This is a genomic window from Streptomyces coeruleoprunus, from assembly GCF_039542925.1.
GTDB classification, from domain to species: Bacteria; Actinomycetota; Actinomycetes; order Streptomycetales; family Streptomycetaceae; genus Streptomyces; species Streptomyces coeruleoprunus.
In genome coordinates this window covers 4,599,576-4,615,187 of the sequence record NZ_BAABIT010000001.1, presented here as the reverse complement: position 1 = coordinate 4,615,187, position 15,612 = coordinate 4,599,576, and the positions used below count along the sequence as shown (strand labels likewise).

The 15,612-nt window shown below is 67.0% G+C and carries 9 protein-coding genes and 3 rRNA genes; 2 read left to right on the top strand and 10 right to left on the bottom strand.

Annotation, left to right across the window (positions count from 1 at the left end; all coding sequences use genetic code 11):
* Complete coding sequence (locus tag ABEB09_RS20660) at positions 1–1,311, top strand: DUF58 domain-containing protein (protein WP_345691395.1); 1,311 nt, start codon at positions 1–3, stop codon at positions 1,309–1,311.
* Between the two features lie 110 nt (positions 1,312–1,421).
* Here ABEB09_RS20660 and rrf read toward each other — a convergent pair.
* From rrf to ABEB09_RS20640, 4 genes are all read right to left on the bottom strand, one after another.
* Positions 1,422–1,538 (bottom strand): 5S ribosomal RNA (gene rrf, locus ABEB09_RS20655).
* A 74-nt stretch (positions 1,539–1,612) separates the two neighbouring features.
* Positions 1,613–4,731, bottom strand: a 23S ribosomal RNA gene (locus ABEB09_RS20650).
* 278 nt (positions 4,732–5,009) lie between these two features.
* Positions 5,010–6,537, bottom strand: a 16S ribosomal RNA gene (locus ABEB09_RS20645).
* Together the 16S, 23S and 5S rRNA genes form the textbook arrangement of a ribosomal RNA operon.
* A gap of 561 nt (positions 6,538–7,098) precedes the next feature.
* A complete protein-coding gene (locus ABEB09_RS20640) occupies positions 7,099–8,106 on the bottom strand; it encodes a stage II sporulation protein M (protein WP_345691394.1) in 1,008 nt (335 codons plus the stop codon).
* A 130-nt stretch (positions 8,107–8,236) separates the two neighbouring features.
* On the opposite strand from ABEB09_RS20640, the gene ABEB09_RS20635 reads away from it, so the two are divergent.
* Positions 8,237–9,166 (top strand): RDD family protein, encoded by a 930-nt coding sequence (locus ABEB09_RS20635; RefSeq protein ID WP_345691393.1) that lies wholly within the window; start codon positions 8,237–8,239, stop codon positions 9,164–9,166.
* 20 nt (positions 9,167–9,186) lie between these two features.
* Here the strand turns inward: ABEB09_RS20635 and ABEB09_RS20630 are convergent, their stop codons facing one another.
* The 6 genes from ABEB09_RS20630 to ABEB09_RS20605 all read right to left on the bottom strand — a co-directional run bounded on the left by ABEB09_RS20630 (position 9,187) and on the right by ABEB09_RS20605 (position 15,445).
* Positions 9,187–9,801, bottom strand: coding sequence for a hypothetical protein (locus tag ABEB09_RS20630; protein ID WP_345691392.1), 615 nt, complete (start codon positions 9,799–9,801; stop codon positions 9,187–9,189).
* 179 nt (positions 9,802–9,980) lie between these two features.
* Entirely contained in the window at positions 9,981–11,438 is a 1,458-nt protein-coding gene (gene ahcY / locus ABEB09_RS20625) for an adenosylhomocysteinase (RefSeq protein ID WP_345691391.1), read from the bottom strand.
* A gap of 283 nt (positions 11,439–11,721) precedes the next feature.
* On the bottom strand, positions 11,722–12,639 hold the full coding sequence (locus ABEB09_RS20620) for a cation diffusion facilitator family transporter (RefSeq protein ID WP_345691390.1): 918 nt from the start codon (positions 12,637–12,639) through the stop codon (positions 11,722–11,724).
* Positions 12,640–12,723: 84 nt separating this feature from the next.
* Complete coding sequence (gene manA, locus ABEB09_RS20615) at positions 12,724–13,899, bottom strand: mannose-6-phosphate isomerase, class I (RefSeq protein WP_345691389.1); 1,176 nt, start codon at positions 13,897–13,899, stop codon at positions 12,724–12,726.
* A gap of 116 nt (positions 13,900–14,015) precedes the next feature.
* Positions 14,016–15,152, bottom strand: coding sequence for an SIS domain-containing protein (locus tag ABEB09_RS20610; RefSeq protein ID WP_345691388.1), 1,137 nt, complete (start codon positions 15,150–15,152; stop codon positions 14,016–14,018).
* 110 nt (positions 15,153–15,262) lie between these two features.
* Positions 15,263–15,445 carry a Trm112 family protein gene (locus ABEB09_RS20605; RefSeq protein WP_345691387.1) on the bottom strand — a complete coding sequence of 61 codons (183 nt, stop codon included), beginning with the start codon at positions 15,443–15,445 and terminating at the stop codon, positions 15,263–15,265.
* Positions 15,446–15,612: the final 167 nt, after the last annotated feature.

The following is a 15,612-nucleotide window of genomic DNA, read 5'->3' as shown; positions in this document are numbered from 1 at the left end:
ATGGCCCTCACCGGACGAACCGCGCTCCTGGCCGCGATCGGCTCGCTGCCCGTCGGCATCCTCGCTCCCAGCTGGACGGGGATGCTCGCGATCAACGCACCCCTGTCACTCGCTATTCTGTGCGACTACGCTCTCGCGGCGCCAGTGCGAACCCTCCAGTTCGCCCGAAGTGGTGACACGACTGTTCGACTCGGTGACAGCGCACAGGTCCAGCTCACGGTGACGAACCGATCCCGCCGCCGCCTGCGCGCCCAGATCCGCGACGCCTGGCCGCCGAGCAGCTGGCCGTCCGGCGCGGAACAGGGAGCCTCCCGGCACAAGATCGACGTACCGGCGGGCGAACGCCGCCGGGTCACCACGGTCCTCCGCCCGACCCGCCGCGGGGACCGGCCGGCGGAACGCATCACGGTCCGCTCCTTCGGCCCGCTCGGCCTCGCGGCCCGCCAAGGCAGCCACCGGGTCCCCTGGACCGTCCGGGTGCTGCCGCCCTTCACCAGCCGCAAGCACCTGCCGTCGAGGCTGGCCCGCCTGCGCGAACTGGACGGCCGCACCAGCGTCCTCACCCGCGGCCAGGGCACGGAGTTCGACAGCCTCCGCGAGTACGTCCCCGGTGACGACACCCGGTCCATCGACTGGCGCGCAACCGCTCGCCACTCCTCCGTGGCCGTCCGAACATGGCGCCCGGAGCGCGACCGCCACATCCTGATCGTCCTGGACACCGGCCGCACCTCTGCGGGCCGCGTGGGCGACGTTCCGCGCCTCGACGCGGCCCTGGACGCCGCGCTGCTGCTCACCGCACTCGCCACGCGCGCGGGAGACCGAGTGGATCTGTTGGCCTACGACCGGCGTATTCGAGCTCGCGTCCAGGGCCGAGCCGCCGGAGACGTCCTGCCCGCGATGGTCAATGCCCTCGCCACACTCGAACCGGAGCTCGTCGAAACGGACGCTCGCGGTCTGAGCGCGGCCGCTCTGGCCGGCGCGCCACGCCGTTCGCTGATCGTCCTGCTCAGTGGACTGGAGGCCGCGCCCATCGAGGAGGGGCTGCTGCCGGTCCTGCCCCAGCTCACGCAGCGGCACACGGTGCTCCTGGCTTCCGTCGCGGACCCGCACGCGGAGCAGATGACCAAGGCACGTGGCAGCGCCCAGGCGGTGTACGAGGCGGCTGCCGGCACGCAGGCCCAGGCCCAGCGCCGCCAGGTGTCGGAACAGCTTCAGCGCCATGGCGTCACGGTTGTCGACGCAATCCCCGAAGAACTGGCGCCAGCCCTCGCCGACGCCTATCTCGCTCTGAAGGCCGCAGGCCGCCTCTGACGGACCCGTTTCCTGCCGTGGAGGGCGGCAGGGTGGGTCTTCATTTCTCCCTGGAACGCAAAAAAGCCTCAACCCCCGGCCATGAAGACCAGGGGTTGAGGCTAATAATTGTTCGGCGGCGTCCTACTCTCCCACAGGGTCCCCCCTGCAGTACCATCGGCGCTGAAAGGCTTAGCTTCCGGGTTCGGAATGTAACCGGGCGTTTCCCTAACGCTATGACCACCGAAACACTATGAAGATAACAACTCAACCGGCAAGGGAGTTCGTTACTTCAGAACTAACACAGTGGACGCGAGCAACTGAGGACAAGCCCTCGGCCTATTAGTACCGGTCAACTCCACCCATTACTGGGCTTCCATATCCGGCCTATCAACCCAGTCGTCTACTGGGAGCCTTACCCTCTCAAGGAGGTGGGAATACTCATCTCGAAGCAGGCTTCCCGCTTAGATGCTTTCAGCGGTTATCCCTCCCGAACGTAGCCAACCAGCCATGCCCTTGGCAGAACAACTGGCACACCAGAGGTTCGTCCGTCCCGGTCCTCTCGTACTAGGGACAGCCCTTCTCAATATTCCTACGCGCACAGCGGATAGGGACCGAACTGTCTCACGACGTTCTAAACCCAGCTCGCGTACCGCTTTAATGGGCGAACAGCCCAACCCTTGGGACCGACTCCAGCCCCAGGATGCGACGAGCCGACATCGAGGTGCCAAACCATCCCGTCGATATGGACTCTTGGGGAAGATCAGCCTGTTATCCCCGGGGTACCTTTTATCCGTTGAGCGACGGCGCTTCCACAAGCCACCGCCGGATCACTAGTCCCGACTTTCGTCCCTGCTCGACCCGTCGGTCTCACAGTCAAGCTCCCTTGTGCACTTACACTCAACACCTGATTGCCAACCAGGCTGAGGGAACCTTTGGGCGCCTCCGTTACCCTTTAGGAGGCAACCGCCCCAGTTAAACTACCCATCAGACACTGTCCCTGATCCGGATCACGGACCCAGGTTAGACATCCAGCACGACCAGAGTGGTATTTCAACGACGACTCCACCTGAACTGGCGTCCAAGCTTCACAGTCTCCCACCTATCCTACACAAGCCGAACCGAACACCAATATCAAACTGTAGTAAAGGTCCCGGGGTCTTTCCGTCCTGCTGCGCGAAACGAGCATCTTTACTCGTAGTGCAATTTCACCGGGCCTATGGTTGAGACAGTCGAGAAGTCGTTACGCCATTCGTGCAGGTCGGAACTTACCCGACAAGGAATTTCGCTACCTTAGGATGGTTATAGTTACCACCGCCGTTTACTGGCGCTTAAGTTCTCAGCTTCGCCGACCCGAAAGTCAGCTAACCGGTCCCCTTAACGTTCCAGCACCGGGCAGGCGTCAGTCCGTATACATCGCCTTACGGCTTCGCACGGACCTGTGTTTTTAGTAAACAGTCGCTTCTCGCTGGTCTCTGCGGCCACACCCAGCTCCGGAGGAAAACTCCATCACCAGACATGGCCCCCCTTCTCCCGAAGTTACGGGGGCATTTTGCCGAGTTCCTTAACCATAGTTCACCCGAACGCCTCGGTATTCTCTACCTGACCACCTGAGTCGGTTTAGGGTACGGGCCGCCATGAAACTCGCTAGAGGCTTTTCTCGACAGCATAGGATCATCCACTTCGCCACAATCGGCTCGGCATCAGGTCTCACCCTCATGAGAGACGGATTTGCCTATCTCTCGGGCTACACCCTTACCCCGGGACAACCACCGCCCGGGCTGGACTACCTTCCTGCGTCACCCCATCGCTCACCTACTACCAGTCTGGGTCACCGGCTCCACCACTCCGTGATTGTCCGAAGACGCACACGGCGGTTTCACGGGCTTAGCATCGCTGGGTTCAGCGCTGGCGCTTCAAAGCGGGTACCGGAATATCAACCGGTTGTCCATCGACTACGCCTGTCGGCCTCGCCTTAGGTCCCGACTTACCCTGGGCAGATCAGCTTGACCCAGGAACCCTTAGTCAATCGGCGCACACGTTTCTCACGTGTGTATCGCTACTCATGCCTGCATTCTCACTCGTGAACCGTCCACAACTCGCTTCCACGGCTGCTTCACCCGGCACACGACGCTCCCTACCCATCACAACACCCGTTGGGGCTTATGCTGCAATGACACGACTTCGGCGGTACGCTTGAGCCCCGCTACATTGTCGGCGCGGAATCACTTGACCAGTGAGCTATTACGCACTCTTTCAAGGGTGGCTGCTTCTAAGCCAACCTCCTGGTTGTCTCTGCGACTCCACATCCTTTCCCACTTAGCGTACGCTTAGGGGCCTTAGTCGATGCTCTGGGCTGTTTCCCTCTCGACCATGGAGCTTATCCCCCACAGTCTCACTGCCGCGCTCTCACTTACCGGCATTCGGAGTTTGGCTAAGGTCAGTAACCCGGTAGGGCCCATCGCCTATCCAGTGCTCTACCTCCGGCAAGAAACACACGACGCTGCACCTAAATGCATTTCGGGGAGAACCAGCTATCACGGAGTTTGATTGGCCTTTCACCCCTAACCACAGGTCATCCCCCAGGTTTTCAACCCTGGTGGGTTCGGTCCTCCACGAAGTCTTACCTCCGCTTCAACCTGCCATGGCTAGATCACTCCGCTTCGGGTCTTGAGCGCGCTACTGAATCGCCCTATTCGGACTCGCTTTCGCTACGGCTTCCCCACACGGGTTAACCTCGCAACACACCGCAAACTCGCAGGCTCATTCTTCAAAAGGCACGCAGTCACGAGACACCAGCAAGCTGATGTCCGACGCTCCCACGGCTTGTAGGCACACGGTTTCAGGTACTATTTCACTCCGCTCCCGCGGTACTTTTCACCATTCCCTCACGGTACTATCCGCTATCGGTCACCAGGGAATATTTAGGCTTAGCGGGTGGTCCCGCCAGATTCACACGGGATTTCTCGGGCCCCGTGCTACTTGGGTGTCTCTCAAACGAGCCGCTGACGTTTCAGCTACGGGGGTCTTACCCTCTACGCCGGACCTTCCGCATGTCCTTCGCCTACATCAACGGTTTCTGACTCGTCTCACGGCCGGCAGACCGTAAAAGAGAGATCCCACAACCCCGCATGCGCAACCCCTGCCGGGTATCACACGCATACGGTTTGGCCTCATCCAGTTTCGCTCGCCACTACTCCCGGAATCACGGTTGTTTTCTCTTCCTGAGGGTACTGAGATGTTTCACTTCCCCTCGTTCCCTCCACACTGCCTATGTGTTCAGCAGCGGGTGACAGCCCATGACGACTGCCGGGTTTCCCCATTCGGACACCCCCGGATCAAAGCTCGGTTGACAGCTCCCCGGGGCCTATCGCGGCCTCCCACGTCCTTCATCGGTTCCTGGTGCCAAGGCATCCACCGTGCGCCCTTAAAAACTTGGCCACAGATGCTCGCGTCCACTGTGCAGTTCTCAAGCAACGACCAGCCACCCATCACCCTGCTGCAAGACAGCAAGTTCACTGGGGCCGGCGCATGAAGGGCGAGCAACGCTCGCACCCTCAGACACCCAACAGCGTGCCCGACACGATCCCTCGATCCGATCCGCGTTCCACGCCGAAGCAGTACTAGCGGTCCATCTCCTGATCGTGCCGAGTAGTCAACGTTCCACCCATGAGCAACCGTGCGAGACATTCGCTCGCAGTCGGCTATGTGCTCCTTAGAAAGGAGGTGATCCAGCCGCACCTTCCGGTACGGCTACCTTGTTACGACTTCGTCCCAATCGCCAGTCCCACCTTCGACAGCTCCCTCCCACAAGGGGTTGGGCCACCGGCTTCGGGTGTTACCGACTTTCGTGACGTGACGGGCGGTGTGTACAAGGCCCGGGAACGTATTCACCGCAGCAATGCTGATCTGCGATTACTAGCGACTCCGACTTCATGGGGTCGAGTTGCAGACCCCAATCCGAACTGAGACCGGCTTTTTGAGATTCGCTCCACCTCACGGTATCGCAGCTCTTTGTACCGGCCATTGTAGCACGTGTGCAGCCCAAGACATAAGGGGCATGATGACTTGACGTCGTCCCCACCTTCCTCCGAGTTGACCCCGGCGGTCTCCCGTGAGTCCCCAGCACCACAAGGGCCTGCTGGCAACACGGGACAAGGGTTGCGCTCGTTGCGGGACTTAACCCAACATCTCACGACACGAGCTGACGACAGCCATGCACCACCTGTACACCGACCACAAGGGGGCACCCATCTCTGAGTGTTTCCGGTGTATGTCAAGCCTTGGTAAGGTTCTTCGCGTTGCGTCGAATTAAGCCACATGCTCCGCCGCTTGTGCGGGCCCCCGTCAATTCCTTTGAGTTTTAGCCTTGCGGCCGTACTCCCCAGGCGGGGAACTTAATGCGTTAGCTGCGGCACGGACGACGTGGAATGTCGCCCACACCTAGTTCCCAACGTTTACGGCGTGGACTACCAGGGTATCTAATCCTGTTCGCTCCCCACGCTTTCGCTCCTCAGCGTCAGTATCGGCCCAGAGATCCGCCTTCGCCACCGGTGTTCCTCCTGATATCTGCGCATTTCACCGCTACACCAGGAATTCCGATCTCCCCTACCGAACTCTAGCCTGCCCGTATCGAATGCAGACCCGGGGTTAAGCCCCGGGCTTTCACATCCGACGCGACAGGCCGCCTACGAGCTCTTTACGCCCAATAATTCCGGACAACGCTTGCGCCCTACGTATTACCGCGGCTGCTGGCACGTAGTTAGCCGGCGCTTCTTCTGCAGGTACCGTCACTTTCGCTTCTTCCCTGCTGAAAGAGGTTTACAACCCGAAGGCCGTCATCCCTCACGCGGCGTCGCTGCATCAGGCTTTCGCCCATTGTGCAATATTCCCCACTGCTGCCTCCCGTAGGAGTCTGGGCCGTGTCTCAGTCCCAGTGTGGCCGGTCGCCCTCTCAGGCCGGCTACCCGTCGTCGCCTTGGTGAGCCGTTACCTCACCAACAAGCTGATAGGCCGCGGGCTCATCCTGCACCGCCGGAGCTTTCCACCACCATCAGATGCCTGAAGTGGTCATATCCGGTATTAGACCCCGTTTCCAGGGCTTGTCCCAGAGTGCAGGGCAGATTGCCCACGTGTTACTCACCCGTTCGCCACTAATCCCCTCCCGAAGGAGGTTCATCGTTCGACTTGCATGTGTTAAGCACGCCGCCAGCGTTCGTCCTGAGCCAGGATCAAACTCTCCGTGAATGCTTCCCGGTGATCCGGGTCAACACTCGCGTTGAGCGGAACAGGGCGGGAGGAATAGTCCCGCTTCCTGTTCACAGCGTCCTCGCTGTGTTTTTCAAAGGAACCTCGTCTCAGAGAGACGGGGTTATCAACATATCTGGCGTTGACTTTTGGCACGCTGTTGAGTTCTCAAGGAACGGACGCTTCCTTCGTACTCACCCTTTCGGGCTTTCCTCCGGGCGCTTCCCTTCGGTGTTTCCAACCTTACCAGATCCTTTTCCGTTCCGTTTCCGGTTCGGATTTCGTTTCCGGTGGCCGTTGGAGGGGCCTTTGCCTTTCGGCTGATCCGACTTTATCAGAATCATTTCCGCCGATCTAATCGGCTTCGCGATCCGGATTAAGGAATCGTGTCGGCTTCGGTGGAAACCCTCGGTTTCGCTGCGAAGCGAGAGAGACACTAACCGTTGCGCTCGAACCTGTCCAGCTCTACGCAACCGTTTGAATCTACCTCCCCACGTCCACCGTGTCAACGGGTTTTGCGGGCGAAGAGGAGACTAGCAGGTCGCGGGGGCCGTACGCACATCAGGCGGCCGTCGGCAGCTCGGCGCTGCGGTCGGCGGCGTCCACGTCACCGGCCTCGCCCGCCCGGGCCGCACGGCCGCCCAGTACGTACACGTACAAGAGGAACGCCGCCTCGGCGGCGACGCCGATGGCGATGCGGGCCCAGGTCGGGAGGCCGGACGGGGTCACGAAGCCCTCGATCACACCGGACACGAAGAGGACCAGGGCCAGTCCGATGGCCATGCCGATCGCCGCTCGGCCCTGCTGGGCCAGGGCGGTGCGGCGCGGCATGGGGCCCGGGTCGATGAGCGTCCAGCCCAGGCGCAGGCCCGTGCCCGCGGCGACGAAGACGGCGGTGAGCTCCAGCAGGCCGTGCGGGAGCACCAGGCCGAGGAAGGTGTCGAGGCGGCCGGCCGACGACATGAGGCCGATGCCCACGCCGAGGTTCAGCATGTTGAGGAAGAGGATCCACAGGACGGGAACGCAGAAGAAGGCGCCCAGTACGAGGCACATGGCGGCCGCCTGGGCATTGTTCGTCCAGACCTGGGCGGCGAAGGATGCCGCGGGGTGACTGGAGTAGTACGTCTCGTACTCGCCGCCGGGGCGGGTCAGCTCCCGCAGTTCGTCGGGGGCGGCGATGGCGGCCTGGACCTCGGGGTGGGTGCCGATCCACCAGCCGATGACGGCGGCGAGGAGGGTCGACAGCACTGCCGTGGGGATCCACCAGTGGCGGGAGCGGTAGACCGCGGCCGGGAAGCCGGCGGTCAGAAACTTCGCGACGTCCCGCCAGGAGGCGCGCCGTGTTCCTGTCACGGTGGCGCGGGCGCGGGCCACGAGCTGGGTGAGCCGGGCCGTCAGCAGGGGGTCCGGGGCACTCGACTGGATCACGGACAGGTGCGTCGCCGTGCGCTGGTAGAGGGCGACGAGTTCGTCCGCCTCGGCTCCGGTGAGCCGGCGGCCGCGGCGCAGGAGGTGGTCCAGGCGGTCCCACTCGGCGCGGTGGGCGGTGACGTAGACGTCGAGGTCCATGATCGGCTGAGGCTCCAGGCGCGGGTGCGGATGCGGGTGCGTACGGTTCGTACTACTGGAACGCGCTGTCGGCCAGCTTGGCAGACTGGCGTTCGGAGGGGTCGGGCAAGGGTGAGGAAGGGTGGGCGCCATGAGTGAGGTCGTGACGGGTGACGCCGTCGTTCTCGGGCTGCAGCCGGCGCGGCTGCCCAGCCGGGCGTTCGCCCTGATCATCGATCTCGTCATCGTGTGGGCCGCGTATCTGCTGATATCTCTCGGCCTGGCGCTCGCGACGGCCTCCCTCGACGAGGCGGCGGTCATGGCGGTGTCGATCGCGTCGTTCCTGCTCGTCCTGGTCGGCGGGCCGATAGCCGTGGAGACGCTGACCCGTGGGCGCTCGGTCGGCAAGCTGGTGTGCGGGTTGCGCGTGGTGCGTGACGACGGCGGGCCCATCCGGTTCCGGCACGCGCTGGTGCGCGGTGCGATCGGGATGGTGGAGATCACGATGACGTTCGGCGTCGTCGCGTGCATCGCGTCCCTCGTGTCGGAGCGGGGACGCCGGATCGGTGACGTGTTCGCCGGGACGCTGGTCGTGCGGGAGCGGATTCCCGCGGCGCGGACGACTGCCGTGCCTCCTCCGCCGCCGTGGCTCGTCGGGCGGTTCGCGCATCTGGATCTGTCCGCCGTGCCTGACGATCTGTGGCTGCGCATACGGCAGTACCTGACGCGGACGCAGCAGCTGGACCCGGTGGTGGGCCGGGCGCTGGCCGAGCGGCTCGCCGATGAGCTGGTGGCGCGTACGGGTACTCCGCCGCCGCCCGGTGTTCCTGCCGCGGCTTTCCTGGCCGGTGTGGTGCACGAGCGGCAGACGCGTGATGCGCGGCGCGTCGCGGCGGCTGCTTCGGCGGTGGTGTCGTCCGCTGCGGCTGGTGCTCGTGCGGTGGCCGGGCCCGGTGCGCCGCTCTTCTCCGCGCCCGCTGCTCCTCCGGTTTCCTCCCCGGCTGCCGGGCACGCGGGCGGCCCGCGGGAGGACGTCGAGCAGCCGAGGCCGGCGGCCACCGGGTTCGCCCCTCCCGCCTAACGAGGACAGGGGATCAGGGATCAGGGGAACGCGGACGGCGGGCTCTGGAGGTCTTCGAGTTCGATTCCGGGCGCCGCGAGCACGACGTCCCCGGCGATGTGCACGGTGTGCCGCTCGCCCGTGTCCAGGGCGCCGACCTGGTACTCGTCCACGGTCAGGGGGCCGTTGTCAGTGGCGTGCGTTTCACTGTTCACCAGGGCCCAGGACTGGTCGACGGTGAGGGGTGCGAGGACCGGGTCCGTGAAGGCGACGAGGCGGACGCGGGTCGCGGGGGAACCGGGGGTGAGGCGCAGGAGCCGGGATGTCGCGATGAGGAAGGCCGGGGAGCGGCCGGTGAAGGCGTGGGCGCGCACATTGCCTTCGGTGGCCTGGGAGCCGGTGGGGTCGGTGCGGACCCAGGTGACGCCGTCGAGGGCGGCGCCGCGGACCTGCCAGCCGCCGGCGTGCAGTTCGAGACGGATGGGGCGCCCGAGTTCGTCGAGGGCGAGGTCGACGGAGCCCGCGTGGTCGCCCGAGGGGGTGGTGATCTGGGAGACGTAGCGCCAGCCGGAGGGGCCGGGCGCGCAGTGGAAGTGCTCTTCGCCGAGGGGGGTGTGATCGTGCGGATCATGGAGCGAATAGCGGCCGCGGGGCATGGGTCCTCGGGGTTTCGGGGTCGGCGGTAGTGCGTCGGCGGCCGGGTACGGGGCAGGCCCCCGACACGGGGGTGCGGGGGCCTGCCTTGGTACCGGTGCCGTTGCCGGCGCTGCTGGTCGGGCCGGATCACGGAAGGTGGAGCCGGACGGGGCCGGTTCCGCGGGTGATCCGGTGCTGATCAGTAGCGGTAGTGGTCCGGCTTGTACGGGCCTTCGACGTCCACGCCGATGTAGGTGGCCTGCTCGGGGCGCAGCGTCGTGAGCTTGACGCCGAGCGCGTCCAGGTGGAGGCGGGCGACCTTCTCGTCGAGGTGCTTGGGCAGCACGTAGACGTCGGTCGGGTACTGCTCGGGCTTCGTGAACAGCTCGATCTGGGCCAGAGTCTGGTCCGCGAAGGAGTTGGACATCACGAAGGACGGGTGGCCGGTGGCGTTGCCCAGGTTGAGGAGGCGGCCCTCGGACAGCACGATGATCTTCTTGCCGTCCTGGAAGGTCCAGGTGTGGACCTGCGGCTTGACCTCGTCCTTGACGATGCCCGGGATGTTCGCGAGGCCGGCCATGTCGATCTCGTTGTCGAAGTGGCCGATGTTGCCGACGATCGCCTGGTGCTTCATCTTGGCCATGTCCGAGGCCATGATGATGTCCCGGTTGCCCGTGGTGGTGATGAAGATGTCGGCCGTGTCGACGACCTCGTCGAGGGTCGTGACCTGGTAGCCGTCCATCGCCGCCTGGAGGGCGCAGATGGGGTCGATCTCGGTGACGATCACGCGGGCGCCCTGGCCGCGCAGGGACTCGGCGCAGCCCTTGCCGACGTCGCCGTAGCCGCAGACGACCGCGACCTTGCCGCCGATCAGGACGTCGGTGGCGCGGTTGATGCCGTCGACGAGGGAGTGCCGGCAGCCGTACTTGTTGTCGAACTTCGACTTGGTGACCGCGTCATTGACGTTGATGGCCGGGAACAGCAGGGTGCCGTCACGGTGCATCTCGTACAGGCGGTGGACACCGGTGGTGGTCTCCTCCGTCACGCCGCGGATCTCCGAGGCGAGGCGGGTCCACTTCTGGGGGTTCTCGGCGAGGGTGCGGTTGAGGAGGCGCAGGATGTGGCCGTACTCCTCGCTGTCCGCGGTGGACGGGTCCGGGGCCTCGCCGGCCTTCTCGAACTCGACGCCCTTGTGGACGAGGAGGGTGGCGTCACCACCGTCGTCGAGGATCATGTTGGGGCCGCCGGTGGGGCTGTCCGGCCAGGTCAGCGCCTGCTCGGTGCACCACCAGTACTCCTCCAGGGTCTCGCCCTTCCAGGCGAAGACCGGGACGCCCTGCGGGTTGTCCGGGGTGCCGTCGGGGCCGACCGCGATGGCGGCGGCGGCGTGGTCCTGGGTCGAGAAGATGTTGCAGGACGCCCAGCGGACGCGGGCGCCGAGGGCGACGAGGGTCTCGATCAGGACGGCCGTCTGGACGGTCATGTGAAGGGAGCCGGTGATGCGGGCGCCGGCGAGGGGCTGGGCCTCGGCGTACTCCTTGCGGATCGCCATCAGGCCGGGCATCTCGTGCTCGGCGAGGGTGATCTCCTTGCGGCCGAATTCGGCGAGGGAGAGGTCCGCGACCTTGAAGTCCTGTCGGTTCTCGACAGTCGTCATTTCGAGCTGCTCCTCGTTGTCGGGTCGAGGGTGGGTAGGGCGTGGCTCTGCGGCGGTGGGCACAAGGGTGCCCGGGCGCTCGCAGTGCAGTCGTCGGAGGCCCTCTCTCCCTCGGCCGGTCGCTCAGGACCGCCCGACCGCCATCAGCAGCGACGTCTGGCTCCGTACGAATCTACACCGACGGGCTCGGCGGGGGACAAGTGCGCCCGGTGCGCCGTTGTACGGGAGAGGCCCCCGGACCGGTGGGTCGGGGGCCTCTCGGGAAGACCGGAAGGGGGTGGTGTCAGACGGTCTCGCGGAGGATGTCCGGCTCCAGGTAGATGACGCGGGCGATGGGGACGGCGGCGCGGATGCGTTCCTCGGCGGCGTCGATGGCGGCGGCGACCTGGGCGGCGGTGTTGTCGTGCCGGACGGCGACCTTGGCGGCGACCAGCAGCTCCTCCGGGCCGAGGTGGAGCGTGCGCATGTGGATGATGCCGGTGACGGTCTCGTCGTCGACGAGGGCGTCCTCGATCTTCTTGACCTCGTCGAGGCCGGCGGCCTCGCCGAGGAGGAGGGACTTGGTCTCGGCGGCCAGCACGATGGCGATGAGGATGAGCAGGGCGCCGATGCAGAGGGTGCCGATGCCGTCCCAGACGCCGTCGCCGGTGATGATGGCGAGGCTGACGCCGGCGAGGGCGAGGATCAGGCCGACGAGGGCGCCGAGGTCCTCCAGCAGGACGACGGGCAGCTCCGGCGCCTTGGCGTGGCGCACGAACTCCTTCCAGGAGCGGCTGCCGCGCAGTTCGTTGGATTCCTTGATGGCGGTGCGGAAGGAGAAGCTCTCGGCGATGATCGCGAAGACGAGGACGCCGACGGGCCAGTACCAGGCCTCGATCTCGTGCGGGTGCTTGATCTTCTCGTAGCCCTCGTAGAGGGCGAACATGCCGCCGACCGAGAACAGGACGATGGAGACGAGGAACGCGTAGATGTAGCGCTCGCGGCCGTATCCGAAGGGGTGCTGGGGGGTGGCTTCGCGCTGGGCCTTCTTGCCGCCCAGCAGGAGCAGGCCCTGGTTGCCGGAGTCGGCGAGCGAGTGCACTCCTTCGGCGAGCATCGAGGACGAGCCGCTGAAGACGAACGCCACGAACTTGCTCGCCGCGATCGCGAGGTTCGCGACGAGGGCCGCGACGATCGCCTTGGTTCCGCCTGACGCGCTCATGCGTGTCGAGTCCTTCCTGGTGCTGTGCTGTCGCCGACTGCAGTACGGCGGGTCATTGTTGCAGCACCGGGTGGCGGTGGTGTCTCAGGCCACTACTGTGGCACGGAAGAGCGTTCCCATACCGGACAGTTCTGCCTTTTCGCCTGCGGGGACGAAGACGGAGCGGCCGGGGGCGAGGGCGGTGCCGTCGACGTGGGGGGTGCCGGCGGTGGCCAGGAGGATCTGCGGGGTCGGGGTGGTGAGGTCGACCGGGGTGGCGCCTTCGGGGCGTACGTAGCGGGAGAGGCGGAATTCGTCGATGGGGGTCTCGTAGACCTCTTCGCCGGCCGGGGATGCCTCGGGGCGCAGGACGCGCGGTTCGCCGGCGTCGAAGCGGACGACGCGCAGGAGTTCGGGGACGTCGACGTGCTTGGGGGTGAGGCCGCAGCGCAGCACGTTGTCGGAGTTGGCCATGATCTCGACGCCGAGTCCGCCGATGTAGGCGTGCGGGACGCCCGCGCCGAGGAAGAGGGCTTCGCCGGGCTGGAGCACGATGTGGTTGAGCAGCATGGCGGCGATGACGCCGGGGTCGCCGGGGAAGTGGTGGGCGAGGCCGGCGTACGGGGCGTGGGCGCCGCCGAGGCGGGCGCAGGCGGCGGCGGTGGCGGCGACGGTGGCGGCCATGTCGTCCGGGTCGGCGGTCAGGACGGCCGTCAGGACCTCGCGGAGCGCGGCGTCCTCGGGGTGTGCGTGGAGCAGGTCCACGTACGGCTTGAGGGAGTCGACGTCGCACGCGGCGAGCAGGTCGGCGGTCTCGACGGGGTTCCGGAAGCCGCACAGGCCCTCGAACGGGGTGAGGGCGCAGACGAGTTCGGGCTTGTGGTTGGCGTCCTTGTAGTTGCGGTGGGGCGCGTCGACGGGGATGCCGGCCTGCTCCTCGGCGGCGTAGCCGGCCTGGGCCTGGGCGAGGTCGGGGTGGACCTGGAGGGAGAGGGGGCTGCCCGCCGCGATGATCTTGAAGAGGAACGGCAGGTGGGGGCCGAACTTGGCGACGGAGGCGGCGCCGAGTTCCTTCTCGGGGTCGGCCGCGATGACGTCGGAGAGGGGCAGTTCCCGCTCGCCGCCGTCGCTCGGGCGGGTGACGCGCGAGGGTGCGCCGGGGTGGGCGCCCATCCACAGCTCGGCCTGGGGCTCGCCGGTGGGGGCGGTGCCGAGCAGTTCCGGGAGGGCCGTCGTGGAGCCCCAGGCGTAGGGGCGGACGGTGTTGGAGAGGCGGTCCATGGGTTCCTTGCCTTGTTCCTGGTGCCATGTGCCTTGCCGGGCGCCCGGGGCTGTGCCTGGGGGCCGGTGCCTGGTGCCTGGGCCTGAGAGCGTGGGGCCCGGGGCGCCGGGCCGGTTTATCGGGGGCCCGAGGCCAGGGCGAGGTAGCCGGCGGCGAAGTCGGTGACGGCGAGCAGTTCCGCCAGGGCTTCCAGCAGGCTGCCCTCCTCCGGTTCGAGTTCGCTGATGGCCGTGTCGTGGCTGAGGGCCAGTTCGCGGGCGGCGGGGGCGGAGGTGAGGCCGCCGGCGTCCGAGGGCCGGTCGCGCAGCAGCACCACGCGCGCGTGTACGGCCTGCTGCTCCTCGACGCGGTCGCGGAAGAAGTCCTCGGGGTCCGCGCCGGCCGCGAAGTCGCCCGCCAGAAGCAGTCCGTGGCAGGGCAGCGCCTCGGGGAGCTGGGCGGCCAGGGCGGGGAGCCCGGCCAGTTCGGCGAGGACGGCGGCGAAGCGGCGGCCGACCGGGGCGGCGGCGGTGCCCTCGGTCCAGATGAGGGGCAGGGTGTCGGCCAGCTCGGCGGCCAGGGTCTTGGCGGGGTTGCTGTACGTGGCGATGGCCGGGCCGCAGCGCTCGGCGATCCGGTCGAGGCGGTCGGCGACCTTCTCCAGCTGGTCGGCCGGTGCCGCGACCAGGCCGACGCGGTCGAGGAGGGCGAGCAGCGGGGTGAACAGCGCCCACAGCGCGCCGGGGCTGGCCGCCTGCGTCTCCTCGTACATCTCGTGCGGCGGGGTCGCCAGCGGGACGACGAGGCCGTGCGCACCACCGACGGCCTCGGCGACCGGGGTGCGCTGGGGGGCGACGGCGACGACGGTGACCCCGCGGCGGTACGCCTGCTCGGCGAGCTGGGCGAGGCCGGGTTCGGTGCCGTCCGTCGTGGGGAGCAGCAGCAGGTCCAGGGGGCCGGCCCAGCCGGGGAGCGCCCAGCGCAGGGCGCCCGCGGCGGGCGCCACGCCGGAGGGGTGGAGCCGTACGACCGGGGCGGAGGCGCCCGCGAGTGCGGCGACCAGGTCGGCGACGCCGGTGGCGGCCGTTCCGGGGCCGGCCACGAGGAGGGCGCGGGGGCGGCCCTCGGGGTTCAGCGCGGTGATCCCGGCCTCGGCGGCGTGCCGGGCGGCGGTGCGGACCCGGGCGCCGGCTTCGGCGGCGCCGCGGAGGAGACCGCGGCGGTCCGCGCGTGCCAGGTCGTCCGGGGCGTCGAGCAGCGACTCGTCGAGCATGGGTGGGCCTCCCATCGCCGGGGCGGAATGCTGTGGCCGGTTCGCCGTCACGGGCCGTGCCCGCGGGTGGCTGCGGCTGGGCCGCGAGTTCGGCCGCGGGCGGGCCGCGGTCAGGCCGGGCGGCGGGCCTCGTCGACGAGGAGGACCGGGATGCCGTCGCGTACCGGGTAGGCCAGGCCGCAGCCCTCGCCCGTGCAGACCAGCTCCGGCGTCTCGTCCGCGGTGCGGTCGTTCAGCGGGGCGTGGCAGGCGGGGCAGGCGAGGATGTCCAGGAGGCCGGCTTCGAGCGGCATGGGTGGTCCCTTCGGACGGTGCGGATGCGGTTGTCGTGCCGGCCGGGCTGCTGGTGGGGCTCCCGGTCGGGCTGCTGGTCGCAGCGGGTGCCGTGGCGTCGTCAGCCTACCGCCGGGGTACGGGGCACGCGGCTTGACGGGGCGCGGGCGGGTGTGCGCGGTGCGCG